At 46.5% G+C, this 19,516-nt stretch carries 19 protein-coding genes; 10 read left to right on the top strand and 9 right to left on the bottom strand.

Going from position 1 to position 19,516, the window contains the following annotated elements; genetic code table 11:
- The first annotated feature begins 9 nt into the window (after nt 1-9).
- The 3 genes from BAMF_RS25780 to BAMF_RS25790 are packed head-to-tail and all read left to right on the top strand — an operon-like array spanning nt 10 to nt 2,318.
- Complete coding sequence (locus BAMF_RS25780) at nt 10-1,149, top strand: GAF domain-containing sensor histidine kinase (RefSeq protein ID WP_013351648.1); 1,140 nt, start codon at nt 10-12, stop codon at nt 1,147-1,149.
- Nucleotides 1,149-1,793 carry a response regulator gene (locus tag BAMF_RS25785; protein WP_013351649.1) on the top strand — a complete coding sequence of 215 codons (645 nt, stop codon included), beginning with the start codon at nt 1,149-1,151 and terminating at the stop codon, nt 1,791-1,793. The genes BAMF_RS25780 and BAMF_RS25785 overlap by 1 nt, the downstream gene beginning before the upstream one ends.
- Complete coding sequence (locus BAMF_RS25790; protein ID WP_013351650.1) at nt 1,794-2,318, top strand: NADPH-dependent FMN reductase; 525 nt, start codon at nt 1,794-1,796, stop codon at nt 2,316-2,318. It begins immediately after the preceding gene.
- A gap of 13 nt (nt 2,319-2,331) precedes the next feature.
- Here the strand turns inward: BAMF_RS25790 and BAMF_RS25795 are convergent, their stop codons facing one another.
- Nucleotides 2,332-2,574, bottom strand: a complete 243-nt coding sequence (locus BAMF_RS25795) for a YhdB family protein (protein WP_013351651.1) — start codon at nt 2,572-2,574, stop codon at nt 2,332-2,334.
- Between the two features lie 191 nt (nt 2,575-2,765).
- On the opposite strand from BAMF_RS25795, the gene BAMF_RS25800 reads away from it, so the two are divergent.
- Nucleotides 2,766-3,089, top strand: a complete 324-nt coding sequence (locus BAMF_RS25800) for a DUF3889 domain-containing protein (protein WP_013351652.1) — start codon at nt 2,766-2,768, stop codon at nt 3,087-3,089.
- 43 nt (nt 3,090-3,132) lie between these two features.
- Here the strand turns inward: BAMF_RS25800 and BAMF_RS25805 are convergent, their stop codons facing one another.
- The 3 genes from BAMF_RS25805 to BAMF_RS25815 all read right to left on the bottom strand — a co-directional run bounded on the left by BAMF_RS25805 (nt 3,133) and on the right by BAMF_RS25815 (nt 6,846).
- Nucleotides 3,133-4,584 (bottom strand): C40 family peptidase, encoded by a 1,452-nt coding sequence (locus tag BAMF_RS25805; RefSeq protein WP_013351653.1) that lies wholly within the window; start codon nt 4,582-4,584, stop codon nt 3,133-3,135.
- Nucleotides 4,585-4,762: 178 nt separating this feature from the next.
- Entirely contained in the window at nt 4,763-5,197 is a 435-nt protein-coding gene (gene nsrR / locus BAMF_RS25810; RefSeq protein ID WP_013351654.1) for a nitric oxide-sensing transcriptional repressor NsrR, read from the bottom strand.
- Between the two features lie 131 nt (nt 5,198-5,328).
- Nucleotides 5,329-6,846, bottom strand: a complete 1,518-nt coding sequence (locus tag BAMF_RS25815; protein WP_013351655.1) for a mechanosensitive ion channel — start codon at nt 6,844-6,846, stop codon at nt 5,329-5,331.
- Between the two features lie 173 nt (nt 6,847-7,019).
- Here BAMF_RS25815 and BAMF_RS25820 point away from each other — a divergent pair, with 173 nt between their 5' ends.
- Nucleotides 7,020-8,426 (top strand): SpoVR family protein, encoded by a 1,407-nt coding sequence (locus BAMF_RS25820; RefSeq protein WP_013351656.1) that lies wholly within the window; start codon nt 7,020-7,022, stop codon nt 8,424-8,426.
- 38 nt (nt 8,427-8,464) lie between these two features.
- Here the strand turns inward: BAMF_RS25820 and BAMF_RS25825 are convergent, their stop codons facing one another.
- Nucleotides 8,465-9,844 carry an alkaline phosphatase gene (locus BAMF_RS25825; protein ID WP_013351657.1) on the bottom strand — a complete coding sequence of 460 codons (1,380 nt, stop codon included), beginning with the start codon at nt 9,842-9,844 and terminating at the stop codon, nt 8,465-8,467.
- 460 nt (nt 9,845-10,304) lie between these two features.
- Between BAMF_RS25825 and BAMF_RS25830 the strand changes: the two genes are divergently transcribed.
- The gene (locus BAMF_RS25830) at nt 10,305-11,135 is read left to right on the top strand and encodes a C40 family peptidase (RefSeq protein WP_013351658.1); all 831 of its coding nucleotides are present in this window, start codon (nt 10,305-10,307) and stop codon (nt 11,133-11,135) included.
- Nucleotides 11,136-11,204: 69 nt separating this feature from the next.
- Here the strand turns inward: BAMF_RS25830 and BAMF_RS25835 are convergent, their stop codons facing one another.
- Nucleotides 11,205-12,080, bottom strand: coding sequence for a LysR family transcriptional regulator (locus BAMF_RS25835; RefSeq protein ID WP_013351659.1), 876 nt, complete (start codon nt 12,078-12,080; stop codon nt 11,205-11,207).
- A gap of 109 nt (nt 12,081-12,189) precedes the next feature.
- Between BAMF_RS25835 and BAMF_RS25840 the strand changes: the two genes are divergently transcribed.
- The 4 genes from BAMF_RS25840 to BAMF_RS25855 all read left to right on the top strand — a co-directional run bounded on the left by BAMF_RS25840 (nt 12,190) and on the right by BAMF_RS25855 (nt 17,464).
- On the top strand, nt 12,190-13,293 hold the full coding sequence (locus BAMF_RS25840) for a citrate synthase/methylcitrate synthase (protein WP_041481718.1): 1,104 nt from the start codon (nt 12,190-12,192) through the stop codon (nt 13,291-13,293).
- A gap of 78 nt (nt 13,294-13,371) precedes the next feature.
- Nucleotides 13,372-14,241, top strand: a complete 870-nt coding sequence (locus tag BAMF_RS25845; RefSeq protein ID WP_013351661.1) for an SDR family oxidoreductase — start codon at nt 13,372-13,374, stop codon at nt 14,239-14,241.
- Nucleotides 14,242-14,591: 350 nt separating this feature from the next.
- Nucleotides 14,592-15,995, top strand: a complete 1,404-nt coding sequence (locus BAMF_RS25850; RefSeq protein WP_013351662.1) for an amino acid permease — start codon at nt 14,592-14,594, stop codon at nt 15,993-15,995.
- A gap of 113 nt (nt 15,996-16,108) precedes the next feature.
- Nucleotides 16,109-17,464 carry a sodium-dependent transporter gene (locus BAMF_RS25855; protein WP_013351663.1) on the top strand — a complete coding sequence of 452 codons (1,356 nt, stop codon included), beginning with the start codon at nt 16,109-16,111 and terminating at the stop codon, nt 17,462-17,464.
- 40 nt (nt 17,465-17,504) lie between these two features.
- Here BAMF_RS25855 and BAMF_RS25860 read toward each other — a convergent pair whose 3' ends face one another.
- The 3 genes from BAMF_RS25860 to sigM are packed head-to-tail and all read right to left on the bottom strand — an operon-like array spanning nt 17,505 to nt 19,340.
- Complete coding sequence (locus tag BAMF_RS25860; protein WP_003155315.1) at nt 17,505-17,795, bottom strand: anti-sigma-M factor; 291 nt, start codon at nt 17,793-17,795, stop codon at nt 17,505-17,507.
- A complete protein-coding gene (locus BAMF_RS25865; protein ID WP_013351664.1) occupies nt 17,783-18,856 on the bottom strand; it encodes an anti-sigma factor in 1,074 nt (357 codons plus the stop codon). The genes BAMF_RS25860 and BAMF_RS25865 overlap by 13 nt, the downstream gene beginning before the upstream one ends.
- Nucleotides 18,849-19,340, bottom strand: coding sequence for an RNA polymerase sigma factor SigM (gene sigM / locus BAMF_RS25870; RefSeq protein WP_003155312.1), 492 nt, complete (start codon nt 19,338-19,340; stop codon nt 18,849-18,851). The genes BAMF_RS25865 and sigM overlap by 8 nt, the downstream gene beginning before the upstream one ends.
- Between the last annotated feature and the right edge of the window lie 176 nt (nt 19,341-19,516).

Genomic DNA, 19,516 nt, shown 5'->3' on the forward strand with positions numbered 1-19,516 from the left:
TGAGGGAGTTTGACGAAAACGACGGTAGAAACGTTAAAAACATTAAAAGCGATTGCGGAAACCTTAAACCAAAGCCACGATATGAAAGGAGCGCTTGATAAAGTCCTGCGCGAACTGCTCAGTCTGACCGGGCTGCAGACAGGATGGATTTTTCTGATTGAGCCGGACGGATCCTATACGCTCGCCGCATCCGCTTATTTACCGCCGGCTCTCGGTCAGCGGGACAATGCATTAATGTGCAGCGGGGACTGCTATTGTCTGACCAAATTCAGCAACGGAGGATTGACCAAGGCTGTAAACATTATGAATTGTAAACGGATTGAATTTGCGGAACAGACGACGAACTGCCGCGACACGGAGGGCATTACCCATCATGCGACCGTTCCCCTTGAAGACGGCGGCCGGAAATTCGGTTTACTGAATGTCGCTGCAAGTGAAAAGACATTTTTCAATGAAGAAGAACTGCATCTTCTTGAAGCGGTTGCGTTTCAAATCGGAACGGCGATCCAGCGGATGAAACTGGCTGAATTTGAACAGCAGAACGCCCTGTTGATGGAACGAAGCAGACTCGCGCAAGAGCTGCATGATTCCGTCAATCAGATACTGTTTTCTGTCAGCTTAACGGCAAAAGCCGCTAAAAGCTTGACAGATGATGAACGGCTCCGGCAGATGATTACGTTCATCCAGGAGCTCTCTCAGGATGCGTTAACAGAAATGAGGGCGCTCATTTGGCAGCTGAGGCCGGAAAGCTTAACGAAAGGGCTGTATGCGTCGATCAAAAGCTATGCCGCTCTCATCGGTCTGGAAGCAGTCTGTGACATGGAAGACGAACTGGAGCTTACGGATGAACAGGAACACGCGCTATGGCGGATCGCCCAGGAAGCTTTGAATAACTGCAAAAAGCATGCGGGAACGGACCGGGTTATCATTTCCGCCGTTAAAAAGCCGGATTACGCCGAGCTTACCATTAGCGACCATGGAGCCGGCTTCAGCACTGATGCGCATGCGGGACTGCCGTCGCTCGGCATTGCCGGCATGAAAGCGCGCGCCGAAGCAATCGGAGCCCGTTTTACATTGCAATCTGAGCTTGGCGGCGGAACGATTGTCTCCGTTCGGCTTCCGTTTTTCGGGATAGGAGGGTCTGACTGATGAAAATTGTGATCGCTGATGATCATCACGTTGTCCGCAAAGGACTACGCTATTTCTTCGCCACTCAGGAGGATATTGAAGTTGTCGGTGAGGCGTCTACCGGTGCTGAAGCGCTTCAGCAAGCTGAAAAGACGGGGCCGGACATCATTTTAATGGACTTATCAATGCCTGATATGGATGGCATTGAAGCGGCAAACATTGCGGCTGAACGATTTCCTGACATCAGCATAGTCGTGTTGACGAGCTATTCTGACCGGGAGCATGTCATTCCCGCTCTAAAAGCCGGCGCCAAAGCGTATCAGCTGAAAGACGCCCAGCCCGATGACTTAGTGAAAACACTTCGTGAAGTATATTCCGGACGTTACCGGCTGTCGGCGGACATTGTGCCTCACGTGCTCAATCATATGGTTCAGGATGATCAGAATAAGGAAAAATATTATCAGCTGACCCCTCGTGAAAAAGATGTTCTTCAAGAAATAGCCAAAGGGAAAAGCAATAAGGAAATTGCCGCATCTCTGTTTATTTCTGAAAAAACAGTGAAGACCCATGTGTCCAACCTGCTGTCAAAGCTGAATCTTTCCGATCGGACGCAAGCGGCATTGTATGCCGTAAAATATAATGTTTCTGGAAAGGCGGTAAAATAAATGAGCATATTAGTGATCAGCGGCACCCCGAGAAAAAACGGGCGGACTAGAATTGCCGCTTCTTATATCAGAGACCGGTTTCATACCGATTTTATTGATTTGAGCGAAAGCGGACTGCCGCTATATAACGGTGAAGAAGAACAGAATGAATTGCCCTCAGTGCAAGAGCTGAGACGGCTTGTGAAAAAGTCGTCTGCCGTCGTCTTATTATCTCCCGAGTATCACAGCGGCATGAGCGGCGCGTTAAAAAACGCCATTGATTTTTTAAGCAGCGAACACTGTACCTATAAACCGGTGGCAATCATTGCCGCGGCGGGCGGAGGAAAAGGCGGCATGAACGCGCTGGCGAATATGCGGACAGTCATGCGGGGCGTCTATGCAAATGTTATCCCGAAACAGCTGATTTTAGATCCGATTCACATTGACATGGAGCGCCAGACCGTATCTGAGGATATGGCGGTCAGCCTGAAAGACATGATGGAAGAACTGAACATGTTTATAAACACAGGAAATCCCGGCGTTTAACGCCGGGATTGTTTTATGTCAGCATGGCTAATTGATCTTCATACGCGAGTTCTGCCGCATGATCAATATACCCGAGAAGGGAATACAGCTCTTTTTCAAGCACCGCATCATCATATTCGAAATGATACGCGTGCAGAAAGTGCTCAATACGCTTTGATAACAAATCATCTTTCGTACGCACCATCAAAATTAACAAATTGTCCCATTGGGATCGGTGTGTGTAATACAAGGCTTTATCATAATCGGCATGATCCATCTTACGCTTCTCCTTTCAATGAGAAGTTCTCCGTTAGTTTATGCCGCCGAAGCCTGAATGCAACGGGGGAAAAGTTGGTGGCCGTATAACTGCGGTATAGCAATATGAGGGAGACATAAAATAAAACCGCATATCCGCCCCTTTTTTGGACACGCTAAGATTGACTAAAAACGACTCAGGAGAACATAACAATGAAATCCCTTCCATTTGCGCTGGCCTTATTGTTTTGCGGCATTCTCATCGCCTCGATCGCTGAAAAAGGACATACAGAACACCTTGATCCATCAGTTGAAAAATGGGAGCAGCTCGCATGGAATCAGCTGGAACGTGAATACGAGGGAGCCGAGCTTACCGATTATTCATACATGGGCCGTACGAAAGTAAACCGGGAACAGACGAAAGACGTGTTTCGCGTTACGGTAAAAACAAAAAAAGATACGTTTTCATCCCGTGCTGAAGTGTATTTTCATCCCGTGACAAAACATGTGATCAGCATTAATATTTTCAGACTGTAAAAAAAAGCTGCACAGCCTGATGCGGCTATGCAGCTTGTCTGTATCAGAAGAAGCGTTTCGCTCCGAGGTAGCGCTGTTTCCAATAGGAATTGTTCATGCTGGAAATGACGACACCCGAATCGTTGGCATTAATAAACTGTCCGTTTCCGAGATAAATGCCGACGTGGGAAGGGCCGGCTTTATAAGTTGAGAAAAAGACAAAGTCACCGACCGCCGGCTGGCTTACTGATGTCATCGTATTCCAGTAGCCTGCGGCTGAAAGTCTGGATACGGAAGTGACCTTATTGAGAACGTAATAAATAAAGCCGCTGCAGTCAAAGCCTCTCGGCGTTGTCCCGCCCCATACATACGGTACGCCCAGTTGAGCTTTTGCGGCATCGATCATTACATTAATCTTCGCGCTTGTTGAACCTGTGCCGCCTGTTCCGCCGGACTGATTCGGTGTTGGGTTTGTCTGCTGTCCGGTAATCGTCAGCTTCTGTCCGATCTGAAGCACATCTGTTTTCAGATTGTTTTTCTCGCGGATCTGCTGGGCGGTTACATTGAATTTTTGGGCGATCACCCATAAAGAATCCCCGCTTTTCACGGTATATGTAGTGGTTTTCCCTGTATCTCCGGATTGGTTAGGAGTTGACGGAGACGAAGAACCGGAAGATGACGTTTTTGTCAGCTTAAGCACTTGTCCGACCCGCAGCATGTCTGACGTCAGTTTATTGATACTTCTGATTTGCTGAACCGTCATATTGTATGCGTTTGCGATTTTCCAGAGCGAATCGCCGCTTTTTACTGTGTAAGAGGACGTTTGCGTCTGGTTTTGATTTTGGTTTGAATTGTCCTTTGGCGGCGTACTTCCCGAAGAAGACGTTCCTTTTGTTTTCAAGACTTGGTTGACGTAGATCGTATCCGTTTTTAAGTTGTTTAAAACTTTGAGTTCCGCAATGGTCATATGGACGCTGTTTGCGATCTTCCATAGTGAATCGCCGAGTTTGACTTTATATGTCCCGGAAGATGATGACTGATTTTTGCTGCTGTTTGAGCTGCTGCCCGGCACGGTTTTTGTCTGGTCGGTGCTTGAGGAAACTTTCCCTGTCACTTGCAGCTTCTGTCCCGCGCGGATTAAGTCGCTTGTCAGACCGTTCAGTTTTTTCAGTTCCTGCACGGACATTTTAAAATCAGATGCGATCAGCCAGAGCGAGTCTCCGCTTTTAACCGTATACACACTTTTAGATGTGCCGCTGTTCTTTGAAGGTGACGATGAGCTTCCGGAATCTGATTTGCCGTTAGGGATGGTGAGCGTCTGCCCGATGGAAAGCACGCTGGATTTTAAATGATTCGCTGATGTAATGGCATCCACGCTTGTATTGTAGGTTTGGGCAAGCTTCCATAATGAATCTCCGCTTTTGACCTTAATCGTTTGTGCTTCTGCCGGTGTTACAGCTAATGCAGACCCGACAATCGCAGATGCAGTCAAACCGACCGCTAACTTTTTTTTCATAGTGAATCTCCCTTTTCCTGCGATGATTTTACTATCCCCATTCGTTGCAGCCGCAAGATGAGGATATCAGTAATGATAATCTTTATATCGGCACTTGTCTGCAATCATTTATCATATTAAGAGAATTAGTCCTTTTTTCTTATGCGGGCATAAAAAAAGAAGGAATGCGGACATTCCTTCAGCTTCTGAGCAGTCTCATAATCTCCTCTTTATTTTTGACCAGATCCCTCAACGTATATTTGTCTAAAACGGCCAGATAAGCTTGGAGAGCTTCATACAACAGGTTCTTTAAGTTGCAGGCGGGAGATATGATACAGAGATTTTTTTGGGAGTCAAAGCATTCTACGATGTTAAAGTCGTCTTCTGTATTTCGAACGACTTCACCAATGTTTATGTCTTCCGGTATCATTCCTAATCGGATACCGCCTCCACGGCCGCGGATCGTTTCTACATACCCGAGCTGGCCGAGACGGTAAATCACTTTCATAAGGTGGTTTTTAGAGATGGAATACGTGTCTGCGATTTCTTTTATGTTAGAAAGTTCTTCGGAAGGTCTGGAAGCCAAAAAAATCAAAACGCGTAAAGAATAATCAGTGTAATTCGTTAATTTCATAGAATGACCTCGAAAAAAGAGATTTTACTTCTGTTACATTTTATCATAAAGGAATTCAAAATGAAAAAAAAGGAATTTGCCCCTCAAACTCAAAAAACGTGCGCTCCTTCTGAGCACACGTTTTTTTTGAATTAAGACATCGGCGGCTTACGATCGTCAGAAGCCGATTGATGTTTTTCGATTTTGCGATCCAATTTCGCGAGATAACGGGAGGCAAACTCTTTTCCCCCAAGACCGAATGAAAGTCCGAAGGCAAGTGCAAAACCGCCCAGAATGAGAATAAACGCGGCATTTACGATCGTATCGGCGACGCCGAGCTGATCTAGCGCCATAAAGATTGAGAGAGTGATAATTGTATATTTCGCAAGCGGCGCCAGGAATCTGAATTCTTTTCCGCTCAGCATGCCGACAAGCAGTCTGCTGACGAGCTGTCCGGCCAAAAGCCCGATTCCGAGAATAAATACAGCGGCCAGAACATTAGGCAGGTAAGCGATAATGCCGGTCGCGATGACGACGAGAAATTCGAGATGAACAAGCTGCAGCGCCTCTGCCGTAAAGAGCAGGACGATGATGATCTGCGCAATCATGCCGACCGTCTGAGAAAGCGTAAGTTTCGGGCGCTCCGCCTGTTCAAAGCCCATTTTTCCAAGAAGTGAGTCGAAGCCGGCCCGGTGCAAGAGTCCTGTTACAATGCTGTTTACCCATTTTCCGATCCAGATGCCGGCGATGATCAGCACAATACCGATGATGATGTTAGGAAGCATTGTGAAGACCGTGTTCAGCATTGCGGACGCCGGTTCAGAAATGCCTGCTACATCAAGCCGATCCAGCGCAGAAATGACAACCGGAATGAAAATCAGCACGTAGACAATCGTTCCGATGATTGCCGACAGGCTTGTATCTTTCAGATAAATAGAAAGCCCCATACGTGCGGCAAGTCTTTCCGTGCCGATACTCGCCAGAAAGTTTGTGACAATATCACGGACGAGACGGGCAACAAGCCAGCCGATTAATACAATCAGCGCCGCGGCGAATAATTTTGGTATAAAGGACAAAACGCTTTGGATCATATTTGTAAACGGTTCTGATACTCCGCTGATCTGGAGAGCGGACAAAACGCCCGGCAGGAACAAGAGCAAGACGAAATAAAAAACGATTCGTGAAGCGGCCGTAACGGATCTGCTCATCTCCGCTTCTTCAGAAACCATGGTCCATTTTCTGAGCCAGCCGTGTTCAGCCAGTTTCATGCCCGCTTTTTTGACGAGATAGCTGAAAAGCGAAGCGGCCGCCCAGCCCAACAGCAGAATCAAACCGGCTTTTAAAACGCTCGGCACAGCCGCCGTTATCGCCGACAGCATGCTGACAAAAGGCGAAGCCACGGTTGTCAGATGCAGAATGTTAAAGAATAGAATAAAAACGATAATTAATGCGATAAAATAAATGATTTTACTGATGACTTTTTCCGAGGAATAGCGCGCCGGCTTTTTTTCGGCGAACAGTCTGTCGTCGATTTTTGTTTTTTGGAGGCCTTTGTATACGGCTTTTTCAATGATTTTCGCAATGCCCCAGCCGATAAGCAGGACGAGCAGTGCAATGATCAGATTCGGCAGTTTGCTGAGATACGTGGTAAGCATGTCTGCTGTGTTCAAGTAGAATCGCTCCTTTTTCTTTTTTTTAGGGTGTGGTGTGTGTTTTACCCACTTACATATAAAGCAAACGGGGCGGATGTGCCGAAAGTTTTCAGACGGAAACCCGTCTGTTATTTCATCTTTTGAGAGGAGGGGTCATACATTATAAATAAGTCCAAGTAGGGGGGATTCGGTTGAACGCGGAGGAGACAAAAGGTTTACAGCGGGCAATTGAGGAAATAACCGACATTGCGAAGGGATTCGGCCTTGATTTCTACCCGATGAGATACGAAATTTGCCCGGCTGAGATTATTTATACATTCGGGGCGTACGGCATGCCGACGAGATTCAGCCACTGGAGCTTCGGCAAACAATTCCACAAGATGAAACTCCATTATGATCTCGGTTTGAGCAAAATTTATGAACTTGTCATTAATTCCAACCCTTGCTACGCTTTTTTGCTGGACAGCAATTCGCTGATCCAAAATAAATTAATTGTCGCCCATGTTCTTGCGCATTGTGATTTTTTCAAAAATAACTGCCGCTTTCAAAATACGAACCGGGACATGGTTGAGAGCATGGCGGCTACAGCGGAGCGGATTAAGCATTACGAAAGAATTCACGGGATTAAAGAAGTGGAGTCCTTTTTAGATGCCATTCTGGCGATTCAGGAGCATATCGATCCGTCGCTCGTCAGGCCGAAGCTGCTGTGGAGCGTCGATGATGAGGAGGAGGACGAAGAGGAAACCGCGTCATCGCCGTACGATGATTTATGGGATATGGATAAGCCGAAGCAGATTAAAAAGAAAAAAAGGAAAAAACCGTTCCCGCCCCGGCCGGAAAAAGATATTCTGCTTTTTATCGAAGAGCATTCGCGGGAGCTTGAACCGTGGCAGCGTGATATTTTAACGATGATGAGAGAAGAAATGCTGTATTTCTGGCCGCAGCTGGAAACGAAAATCATGAACGAAGGCTGGGCATCCTATTGGCATCAGCGGATTATCCGAGAGCTTGACCTGACTTCGGATGAAGCGATCGAGTTTGCGAAGCTGAACGCAGGCGTCATTCAGCCGTCAAAAACGGGAATCAATCCGTATTATTTAGGGCTGAAAATTTTTGAAGACATCGAAGAGCGCTACGACAACCCGACAGAAGAAATGAAAAAAACAGGAGTAAAGCCCGGTTCCGGCAGGGAGAAAATGTTTGAGGTCAGGGAAATTGAATCGGATATTTCATTCATCCGCAATTATTTGACGAAAGATCTTGTGCTGCGCGAGGATTTGTATTTATTCCAAAAGCAGGGCAGAGACTATAAAGTGATCGACAAGGAATGGAAGGCTGTGCGCGACCAGCTCGTGAACATGCGGGTGAACGGGGGATTTCCTTATCTGACCGTCAATGACGGAGATTATTTGAAGAATAACGAGCTTTATATTAAACATTGGTATGAGGGAATTGAGCTTGATCTGAAATATTTGGAGAAAGTGCTGCCGTATCTGTACCAGCTGTGGGGCAGGAGCGTGCATATCGAATCAGTTCTCGAAGATAAAGAAGTGATGTTCTCGTATGACGGAAAAGGAGTGCATCGGAGATATCTCTAAAAAAGAAGAAGGGATGCGGGGAAACCCCGCATCCTTTTTTATTTGCCGCTTTTTAAGATGTGAAAGATCTTTTTGGCCTGATCCGTGTTGTTTAAAAGCCCCGCAAATGATTCTTTTCCTGGACCGTATGCGTAAACGGGAACTTCTTCGCCCGTATGATCGCCGGTTGTCCAGCCGCTGTTGGTTTTTGCATTAAAGAGCTTAATGATCGCTTTGTAGGCGCCCTTGTCAGCATCCTGCTTTGCAGCCGTTTCGATCTGTTTGATTTCATCTTTTGACCATTTCAGGTCGGTATAACGCGCAAGCACGGAAGATACGGATTTGCCAGCTTTGATTTGGTCAGCCATAAATGCCGGCGTTTTTTTCGCTGCAAGAACCGGTTCAACATGCCAGTTTTTATCGTTGTTCGCTCCGATTGTCAATCCGCCGGTCGTGTGATCAGCCGTAGCGATGACAAGCGTATGTTTGTCCTTTTTGGCAAATGCGATCGCTGCTTTATACGCTTTTTCAAAATCCTTCATTTCGCTCATTGCGCCGACTATATCGTTGTCATGTCCGGCCCAGTCAATTTGGCTGCCTTCGACCATTAAGAAAAACCCTTTTTTATTCGAGTTCAGTCTGTCGATTGCTGCCGTTGTCATGTCTTCTAATGAAGGGACGGCGTTTGAACGGTCGATCGCTTTGTCGAGTCCGCCATCGGCAAACAGGCCGAGAACCTTTTTATTGCGGTCCTTTTTAAGCTCCTGTTTTGATGTAACATAGCTGTATCCCGCTTTTTTGAAATCCTTCGTTATATTCCGGTCTTTACGGATAAAGTTTGATTTGCCGCCTCCGAGGAGCACATCCACTTTCTGTTGTCCGTTGATGCGGTCATCAAAGTAGCTGCTCGCGATTTCATCCATATTTTTTCTGGATTTGTTATGGGCTCCGAATGCCGCAGGGGTTGCGTGGGCAATCTCTGAAGTCGCGACAAGTCCAGTTGATTTGCCTCTTTGTTTCGCTTCTTCAAGGACGGATTTTACCCGCTTTCCTTTTTTATCGACCCCGATCGCCGCGTTATACGTTTTCACGCCGGTGGCCATTGCCGTGCCGGCCGCCGCGGAATCGGTGATATTGGAATCAGGATCGTCAGGATAAGTCATCATCATGCCGGTAAGATTGGGGTCAAATGCCGTCAGTTTCATGCCGTCAGAAGGCTTTCCTTTGTTAATGACCGAACGGTAGGCGTTCATGTATGGCGCGCCCATTCCGTCTCCGATCATGAAGATGACGTTTCTGATCTCGTTTTTCTCAGGCTGTTTTTTTGCCGCAGCCTGATCAGAGTGCTGAAGCCCCGCACCCGCAATCAGACCGGCTGTCAGCACGGATACGGCTGCCGCCGGCAGAAGTTTTGATCGAACCTGTTTAAATAAACTCATTCTCAAATCGTCCTCCTTTAATCGTGTCTGTACGTCTAATGGTAGGGGATGTTTGTAAAGAGCGCCTGTCCCTCCTGTAAATTTCAGGTGAAACATTGTTAGAAATGTAAATTCCGATGTAAGGTTATGTTTTCTGGAAAAGGTGAAAATCATTCACTTTTTCAAAAAAGACGAGGATTTTTTTGACAAGGGTCAATTTGGAAAATGAATTTCTTTGTTTTTCCAAAAAACGAGGATCACAGGAAAAAAACATGACAAAACGGCTCGTTTTTCGTCACGTTTGAAATCAAATTGAAATATTTAATACCCTTAAAAACTTTTTTCAAAAACGAATTAGTAAGAAATTTGTCACGGGAAGTCAAGTCTATTTCTAGTGGAAATTGAACCTTATAATAGAAAACAGATAAAAACTTTAAAAAAGAGACTTATAAAATAGATAGAATCATTCAGGGAGGAAAACATGAAAAAGCAACTTGTTACAGCAACAACGGCAGTGGTTTTAGGGACGACTTTGTTTGCGGGTGCGGCATCTGCGCAAACGATTAAGGTAAAAAAAGGCGATACATTATGGGGACTTTCAAATCAATACGGAACGTCAATTAATTCCATTAAATCTGAGAACAAATTAAAATCGGATATCATTTACATCGGACAGACGCTGTCAATCAACGGTAAATCATCTTCAGGTTCAAGCTCTGGCAGCAATTCATCATCGTCTACATATAAAGTCGTAAAGGGCGACAGCCTTTGGAAAATTGCGAATAAATATAAAATGTCTGTAAACCAATTGAAAAGTTTAAACGGTTTAAAAACAGACCTGATCCGCATCGGACAAGTTCTTAAAGTAAAAGGATCAACTTCCGGTTCAAACTCCGGAACGTCAACGGGATCTTCATCAAATCAGTCTTCATCTAACCATAACGCTGCACAGACGAGCCTGAATGTAAACAAGCTTGTTTCTGATGCGCAATCTTTAATCGGCACGCCGTATGTATGGGGCGGAACAACGACTTCCGGCTTTGACTGCAGCGGATTTATCTGGTACCTGCTGAACAAACAGACGAGTGTCGGAAGAACAAGCACTGCGGGATACTGGAGCTCAATGAAGAGCGTGTCCAGCCCGTCGAAAGGGGACTTCGTCTTCTTTACAACATATCAGGCCGGCCCTTCACACATGGGTGTGTACATCGGAAACAACAAGTTCATTCATGCCGGTTCTGACGGCGTCACAACCAGTGACCTGAATAACAGCTACTGGAAGCCTCGCTACCTGGGCGCGAAAAGATTCTAGCAGCCAGGGAAACCCGTTCATCAGAACGGGTTTTTTTATTTAGACGGGACAGAACTCTATTTGTTTCACTTAAAAATGAAAATGTGATAAAAAATCTAAAAAGGTTTGCTTTTTTTCATTTTCATGTAGTGCGATGGCGTACGCGCCTGCGCTCGGTATCTGGGCGAATTCGCATGGAATTTCAATCATGCTCCCTGCGGCGAGTTCGGCCTTTACAGCTGACAGCGGCAGAAATGAGACACCCAGCCCCTCTTTAATAAACCGTTTCGTAATATGCGTCTGTGTCACCTTCATCGTTCTGACGAAAGGGAATTGTATTCTGACCTGACGGAGCAAATCATCCCAATAGTCAGGATGGTTATGGGTCAGGAGCAGATATTGTCCGAACAGGTCTTTCACATCAGCCGCCTTCCCTGATCCTGATTTTCGGCCGGGGGGCGCGACGAGCACAACGGGGTCATTGTACAGGGGGCGGCAGGTGAGGGAAGATGATTGCACCTTTAAGCAGCTCAGCCCGATATCGGCTGAGCCGTTTCTGATTTGGGAGGCGATTTCTTCCGACTCGTAAATGGTGACCGTCATTTCAGTCTCTTTATTGTCCGCTGTGTAACGCTTCATGACAGACGGAAGAACGGTGTCGGCGATAAGAGGCGAAACAGCGAGCGTCAGCGTGTGGAAGTAGCCCTGGCGCACCCTGTGCAGCTCCGCCATACTGTTTTCATAATCCTCCAAAAGCCTCATGGCAAACGGCACGTATGCTTTTCCTTCTTCCGTTAATTGTATTTTTCTCCCGCTTCGCTGAAACAGCTTACAGCTGATTTCTTTCTCTAATAATTTTATGTGAACGGTGACGGTCGGCTGAGATAAAAAAAGCGTTTCCGCCGTTTTTCTGAAATTCTCATATTTTGCTGCGGTGACGAAGGTGTGAAGCCATTTAAAATCCATAGATGCACTCCTCTGATTAAAAGTTTTAATTAATTCCCTTAAAAATATTCATTATTTTTTAAATATTATATTTACTATAATAACAGAAAGAGGATAAGGGGGAATGAAATTGATTTATCGTGGATTGAAAGGAATTACTTGTGCAGAAACGGCTATCAGCCACATTGACGGAGAAAAGGGGCATTTAATATATCGCGGCTATGACGCAAAGGATATCGCGCTGCAATGCAGTTTTGAAGAAGCGGCGTATCTCATTTTAAACGGAACGCTTCCGGATGAGCGGCAATTGCTTGCGTTTCAGGATGAACTTGCAGCTGAGCGCGGGCTTCCGCAGCATCTCATCGGCTTATTGGAAACGCTTCCGGACGAGATGGACGACATGGCGGTGCTGAGAACGGCTATTTCAGGTTTGGGCACAGATTCATTTACATATCCGCCCCAGCCGGAAGAAGCGATTAAACTGATTGCCGTCACACCGACGATCATTGCGTACAGATATCGTCGGAAAAAAGGGCTGAAAGCATTGTCACCTGAAGCACGATACGGCCACGTGGAAAACTATTTGTACATGCTGACCGGGAGGCAGCCGTCCGCAGCTCAGAAGAAAGCGCTTGAGACGTATATGATTCTGGCGATGGAGCACGGGATGAATACATCGACTTTTTCAGCGAGGGTCACCGTTTCGACTGAATCTGATTTAGTGTCTGCCGTCACTTCCGCACTGGGTACGATGAAAGGGCCGCTGCACGGAGGCGCGCCTTCAGGTGTCACGAAAATGCTTGAAGACATCGGCGAAAAAGAAAACGCAGAAGCCTATTTGACACAGAAGCTTATGAGGGGAGAGCGCCTGATGGGCTTCGGCCACAGAGTGTACAAAACAAAAGACCCTCGGGCAGAAGCGCTGCGCATAAAGGCTGAAGAGGTAGCGGGAAATGATCCGTCGCTTGACTTGGCGCTTTATGTGGAGAAGGAAGCCATCCGCTTATTAGAGCAATATAAGCCGGGACGGAAGCTGTATACAAATGTGGAATTTTACGCAGCGGCTGTGATGCAGGCCATTGATGTCGATAATGAGTTGTTTACGCCGACTTTTTCAGCAAGCCGAATGACGGGCTGGTGCGCCCATGTACTTGAACAGTCCGCTGACAATATGATTTTCAGGCCGTCTGCGAAATACACCGGCACCTTACCTGAAACGGCTCAGCCGCTTTAAGCCTGGCATATTTGTCCGTTTAGCTCTCCGCACTGCGTGGTATCGTCTCAGTAATACCAATTGCAGGAGTGTGAGAATATGAATCCGATGGACAGACAAACGGAAGGACAAAAACCGCAGGTGCAAAACCGCCAGCCCGGCATTGAGTCGGAAATGGACCCGAAGCCCCTTCTGGAAGATCCGGATGTAAAAGGGTCGGACAGATTAAAAGGAAAAGTCGCCGTCATCACGGGCGGAGACAGCGGCATCGGCGCGGCGGCTGCGATCGCTTACGCGAAGGAGGGAGCGGATCTTGCCATCCTGTATCTTGACGAACATGCCGATGCCGAGAGAACGAAAAAGCGCGCGGAAGAATGCCAGGCCGAATGCCTGTTAATTCCGGGAGACGTCGGTGATGAAGCGCATTGTCAGAAGGCAGTCCGGCAAGTCTTAGATCACTACGGGAAAATTGATATTCTTGTTAATAATGCGGCTGAGCAGCATCCGCAAAACGGGATCCTTGATATTACGGCTGAACAGCTGGAGAAGACGTTCCGCACAAACATGTTTTCCATGTTTCATATGACAAAAGCTGTGCTGCCCTATCTGAAAAGAGGGAGCGCCATCATTAATACAACGTCTATTACCGCTTATCAGGGCGATACATCATTGATCGACTATTCGTGCACGAAAGGCGGCATCGTTTCCTTTACACGTTCGATGGCGATGTCATTGGCCGATCAGGGGATCAGGGTTAATGCAGTGGCGCCGGGCCCGATCTGGACCGCGCTGATTCCCGCGACATTTACTGAAGAAAAGGTAGAAAACCATGGACTGGACACCCCGATGGGACGGCCGGGGCAGCCGGCGGAACACGCCGGAGCTTACGTGCTTTTGGCTTCAGACGAATCTTCCTATATGACAGGTCAAACCATTCACGTAAATGGCGGCAGATTTATTTCCACATAATCCGTAAGCCTTATCCCGCACTGCTAAAAGGTGCGGGATTTTTATTTGAACATACATATCAATATAATGCGGCAGCTGTCAGTCAAATCGTGAACTCAAAGATTGTAATACGTGAGAACCCGCTGTATGAAGGGACGTTATGGGTTCCGTTTTGCTTTAAGAAATCATAAAAATAATATATAGAATTTTCAAAAAGTTATTTTCATTTTTATATGTTTCGTTATAATATGGTATAGGAGAAAGGAATGATGTGCTGAAATATTTCATGCGAAAAATAAGAATTTAGTCATTACAGCCATTGTTATCTGAATATTCTAACATAAGAGATTGATATACAAGGAGTGAAGCAGATGAAGGGGAGCATATTCAGAAAGAAAAGCATTCAGGAACTGCTTGCCGCAACGGGCGGCGAAAAGTCGCTGAAAAGGGAGTTAGGAGCCTTTGATCTGACCCTGCTGGGGATAGGGGCCATCATCGGAACGGGAATTTTTGTGTTAACCGGAACAGGCGCGGTCACGGCGGGACCGGGGCTGACCATTTCATTTGTTATAGCCGCTCTTGCGTGTTTATTCGCGGCTTTGTCATATGCTGAATTTGCTTCAAGCGTGCCGGTTTCAGGTTCCGTCTATACATTTACTTATGCGACATTGGGAGAACTTCTCGCTTTTATCATCGGATGGGATTTAATATTGGAATATATGCTCGCTGTCAGTGCGGTTTCGGTCGGCTGGTCCGGCTATTTTCAATCATTTTTGGCGGGCTTCGGCATTCATCTTCCCGCCGCATTAACGGCCGCGCCGGGATCAATTAAAGGCACGGTCACATTCTTTAATCTTCCCGCATTTGTTATTGTGCTTGCGATTACATTTATCCTCTACTTAGGCATTAAAGAATCAAAGCGGGTCAATAATATTATGGTAATTCTGAAAATTCTTGTTGTTTTATTGTTTATCGCCGTTGCGGCTGTATATGTCAAACCGCACAACTGGCAGCCGTTTATGCCGATGGGGTTCGGCGGTGTTTTCAGTGCCGCGGCGCTCGTTTTCTTCTCCTTTATCGGTTTTGACGCCGTCTCTTCCGCAGCTGAAGAAACGAAAAATCCGGCGAAGGATCTGCCTAAAGGAATTATTTTTTCATTAATCGTCTGCACCGTGCTGTATGTGACCGTATCGGCGATTATGACGGGCGTCGTACCGTTTGCCCGCTTTGAAGGCGTCGATCACCCGGTTTCTCTCGTCCTGCAGATGGCCGGGCAGAACTGGGTGGCGGGCATTATTGATATCGGCGCGGTGCTGGGAATGACAACGGTGATGCTCGTCATGCTGTACGGCCAGACGAGGGTGATGTTTGCGATGTCCCGTGACGGTTTAGTGCCGGGGGCGCTTTCGAAAGTCCATCCGAAGCATAAAACGCCGCACGTGGTCACATGGGTATTCGGTATTCTGTCGGCATTGCTCGGCTCGCTCGTCCCGCTTGATGAACTGGCGAAGCTGGTGAACATCGGCACGCTTGCCGCGTTTGTCCTGATTTCCGTGGCGGTTATCGTGCTGAGAAAGAAACAGCCCGATCTGCCGAGAGCGTTTAAATGCCCGGGAGTTCCCTTTATTCCGGCATTGTCCATTCTGTTCTGCGTGTTTTTAATAATTAACCTTGGCGCCGCCACCATACTTCGTTTCTTTATCTGGCTGATCATCGGTTTGGTGATTTATTTCTTATATTCGAGAAAGCATTCAAAATTAAACGGGGATTTGTAAGGAGCGGCATCAGCCGCTTCTTTTATTTTTCAGAAGAGTGAAACATATTGAAATGGGCTTAAGTTATCGCAGCGAATAAGGGATAATATAGGGCGGAAGGGAAGTGGAAAGTCGTGTCTGACCAAAAAAGGGTTCAATGGGCCTCAAAAATAGGATTTATTATGGCCGCTGCCGGTTCGGCGATCGGCCTGGGAGCCATTTGGAAGTTCCCTTACGTAGCGGGTACGAACGGAGGAGGCGCTTTTTTTCTTGTCTTCGTCCTCTTTACCGTACTTTTAGGCTATCCGCTTTTGCTCGGTGAATTTATTTTCGGAAGACGGGGCCAGACAAATGCGATTGATGCCTACAAACAAGCCGCGCCAAAGTCGGTATGGCACCTCACGGGTTATGTGGGTGTGGCGGCCTGTTTTTTAGTTTTGTCTTTTTACAGTGTTGTCGGCGGATGGATTTTGCTCTATGTGCTGAAAGCCGTTACCGGTTCTTTATCAGGACTCACTCAGGAGCAGTACGGTACGGTGTTCGGTACGGTCATTGAAAATCCGATCCAGACTCTCGCCGCGCAGCTGGTATTTATGATCATGACGGTTGCGGTCGTCGCAAAAGGCGTGCAGAAAGGGATTGAACGTGTCAGTGCGGTGCTGATGCCGATTTTATTCGTGCTGTTTCTGTTGCTTGTGCTGCGCTCTGTCACGCTTGATCATGCCGTTGAGGGGATTAAATTTTTACTGGTTCCGCATTTTGAAGATTTGACGCCGGAATCCATCCTCTATGCTTTGGGACAGGCGTTTTTTACATTAACGCTCGGCGTTTCGGTCATGGTGACGTACAGTTCGTATCTGCCGAAGACCCAAAACCTCCCGGGCTCGGCAGGTTCAATTGTTATCATGAATGTGCTCGTCACGCTGTTTGCGGGACTGGCCATTTTTCCGGCGGTTTTTTCGTTCGGATTTAAACCGGATGAAGGACCGACATTGCTGTTTACCGTGCTGCCGGCTGTTTTTGACCGGCTGCCGTTCGGCTCGCTGTTTTTTATCAGCTTTCTCGCAGTCTTTTTCTTTGCCGCGCTGACTTCGGCCTTTTCTATGGTGGAAATTATCGTGGCGACTGTGGGGAAAGGGGATGAAACGAAAAGAAAGAAGCTGTCCTGGACAAGCGGTCTGCTCATTTTCTTAGTCGGAATTCCGTCCTGTTTATCATACGGTGTTCTCAGTGATGTTCATTTGTTCGGAAAAACGTTTTTTGATCTTGCGGATTTCACCGTCAGCAATGTGCTGATTCCGCTCGGCGCCTTATTAATATCAATCTTTATTCCGCTGAAAATACCGAAGCAGGAGCTGTTTGCCGAGATGAAAAGCGGCTCCGCCATCGGCTACCGTTTCTTTCAGCTGTGGTATTTCCTTCTGAAATATCTTGTGCCGCTGGCTATCATTGTCGTATTGCTGCATTTAACCGGCGTTCTTTCATTTTAAAAAAACAGGCCCCGTAAAAGGGCCTGTTTTTATTTTATGCTTAAAAACCGAATTGCAGATTCGTATCAACCGCAACGATCGTATATACGCAGACAATGACGAACAGATTGAGTATGACACCGAGCAGTCCCGGTCCGGTCCGTCCTTTTTTAATAAACAGCTCAATGATGCCGAACGGCACGGCGGCCATCGCAAACGGCAGCATCTGATAAGAATAGAATGTCACATTGCTGATGATCGCCACATTCAAAAGCAGCAGCGACAAAATCGCGGTACCGACCGATATCCAGCCGAAAACATTATGCTCTTTAAAGATTCTTACCAATTCCATAATTCCACCTCACCGATGTTTGCTGCTTTGACTGTTTTGTTTTTCAGCAGACGTTCGATTTCTTTTGTCGGCCCCGTCACGACAGAGCCGTATACGTTCATTCCGTGATGTTCAACATAGTCGATTCTGCTGCTCAGTTTCATGTCTTTGCGTTTCGATATCACCTGCGCCCATTTTTTATGATGGGACATAAATTCAAGGGCGCTGATAAATTGTTCTCGGTCTGTCTGTCCCTGCGCTTCGAAAGAGGGAGCCAGCTTAGAATCTTTCCCGGGAAATCCTAACGGATCGGCATAAGGACTGTCTTTCAGGTTTTTCTCCGTTTCGATCGCGTTCCATAAAAACTTCACATCGTATTTTTTAAAAGTTGAATATACTTGAGAAGAAGGATAGGCCCGGTCATAAGAAAGATAGACCTCCGCCACGCTTCCTTCAGGCAATTTTTTTAATGTCTGTCCGGCTTTGTCAATCGTGCGTTCCTTTAAGCCGGAAGGATGGGCGAAATAATGCTTTGCCTGTGCCGCGTCTAGATCATAGTAGTTAACGGCAGGCGATTTGACTGTATCTAAAAACATTTCAATCCGTTCTCCGCCGACGGATTTCGTTTTTGTGCCAATCTGCTTTTGCAGCGGAAATTCCGTATTCATTCCAAACAGTTTCACCTGGCTTTTCAGTCCGGAGGTATCGACGAGGACGTTCGGCATTGTGGTCGCCACTGTCACGGCCGCGGTTTCCATTAATTGATTGCCTGTGCTTTCTTTTCCTCCCAAACCGTAATAGAGGTAGCTTCCCAAAGTACAAAGCGGCAAAATCATCAAAGTGGAAATGACGGCGAGAACTGAAATCCGCAAATACGATTTGCGTTTTCCGTATGATAAAATAGCCTTCTGTTTTTCCGGGCTGATGCCGACGTCCCATTCCCGGTCGTCCTGCATTTCACTTTCAATCAATTCCTGATAGACTTCCAGCTTTTCCAGCTCTTCTTCAAAGGCGGCCATTTCCCGGTCGCTCATTTCTCCATTTTTGTATTGGTAAAAACGCTTTTTAAATTCTTCATTCATCATTAACACCTCTATTATAAAGTGCTTTCAGCCGCTGTCTGGCACGAAATAAAACACTTTTAAAATTAGCCTCTGAAATATTCATAATATGGGATGCTTCTTTGTAATTCAGTTCTTTTAAATAATACAGTGTTAAGGCCTCCCGATAATTGTCGGGAAGTTCGGACATATACCCTGTCAGCACTTCCTTGATTTCAATCTGATGAGCCGGGCTTTGAACAGCCGTCTGAAAAAGGCTCCCAATTAAGTCATCGGAAATGGTCACTTCCTTTTTATGTTTTCTGACATAATCTATAAACGCATTTCTCGCCACTTGAAAAAGCCATGGCTTTACTTTGCTGTGGTCGTAGGAGTGAATGTGTATGTATGCCCTCATAAAGGTTTCCTGCAGCAAATCTTCAGCGAGATGCTTGTCTTTTGTCATGGAGAGCAGGAACCGGTAAACATCATTCATATACATTTGGTAAATTTCATCGATCGTCACTGCCTTTTCTCCCCTCTATGTTATACACGCATAAGAAAGGTTTAAAGTTGCACGTTCCATGCAAACGGCTTAAATTCATTTTCACCTAATCAAACACCATTTCTTTATAGTACCCAAAATCCGTCATAAAAGATAGGGATCGGCAAAGGAAAAATATAATTATTAGTACCAGGTAA

Origin of the sequence: Bacillus amyloliquefaciens DSM 7 = ATCC 23350, assembly GCF_000196735.1 — a bacterium.
GTDB lineage: Bacteria > Bacillota > Bacilli > Bacillales > Bacillaceae > Bacillus > Bacillus amyloliquefaciens.

Excerpts from the sequence above, each read along its gene's own strand:
- BAMF_RS25830 (WP_013351658.1), top strand. The coding sequence starts at position 10,305 with ATGAAAAAGCAACTTGTTACAGCAACAACGGCAGTGGTTTTAGGGACG.
- BAMF_RS25790 (WP_013351650.1), top strand. The coding sequence starts at position 1,794 with ATGAGCATATTAGTGATCAGCGGCACCCCGAGAAAAAACGGGCGGACT.
- BAMF_RS25850 (WP_013351662.1), top strand. The coding sequence starts at position 14,592 with ATGAAGGGGAGCATATTCAGAAAGAAAAGCATTCAGGAACTGCTTGCC.
- BAMF_RS25860 (WP_003155315.1), bottom strand. The coding sequence starts at position 17,795 with ATGGAATTGGTAAGAATCTTTAAAGAGCATAATGTTTTCGGCTGGATA.
- BAMF_RS25845 (WP_013351661.1), top strand. The coding sequence starts at position 13,372 with ATGAATCCGATGGACAGACAAACGGAAGGACAAAAACCGCAGGTGCAA.
- BAMF_RS25785 (WP_013351649.1), top strand. The coding sequence starts at position 1,149 with ATGAAAATTGTGATCGCTGATGATCATCACGTTGTCCGCAAAGGACTA.
- BAMF_RS25825 (WP_013351657.1), bottom strand. The coding sequence starts at position 9,844 with ATGAGTTTATTTAAACAGGTTCGATCAAAACTTCTGCCGGCGGCAGCC.
- BAMF_RS25800 (WP_013351652.1), top strand. The coding sequence starts at position 2,766 with ATGAAATCCCTTCCATTTGCGCTGGCCTTATTGTTTTGCGGCATTCTC.
- BAMF_RS25835 (WP_013351659.1), bottom strand. The coding sequence starts at position 12,080 with ATGGATTTTAAATGGCTTCACACCTTCGTCACCGCAGCAAAATATGAG.
- nsrR (WP_013351654.1), bottom strand. The coding sequence starts at position 5,197 with ATGAAATTAACGAATTACACTGATTATTCTTTACGCGTTTTGATTTTT.
- BAMF_RS25805 (WP_013351653.1), bottom strand. The coding sequence starts at position 4,584 with ATGAAAAAAAAGTTAGCGGTCGGTTTGACTGCATCTGCGATTGTCGGG.
- BAMF_RS25865 (WP_013351664.1), bottom strand. The coding sequence starts at position 18,856 with ATGAATGAAGAATTTAAAAAGCGTTTTTACCAATACAAAAATGGAGAA.
- BAMF_RS25795 (WP_013351651.1), bottom strand. The coding sequence starts at position 2,574 with ATGGATCATGCCGATTATGATAAAGCCTTGTATTACACACACCGATCC.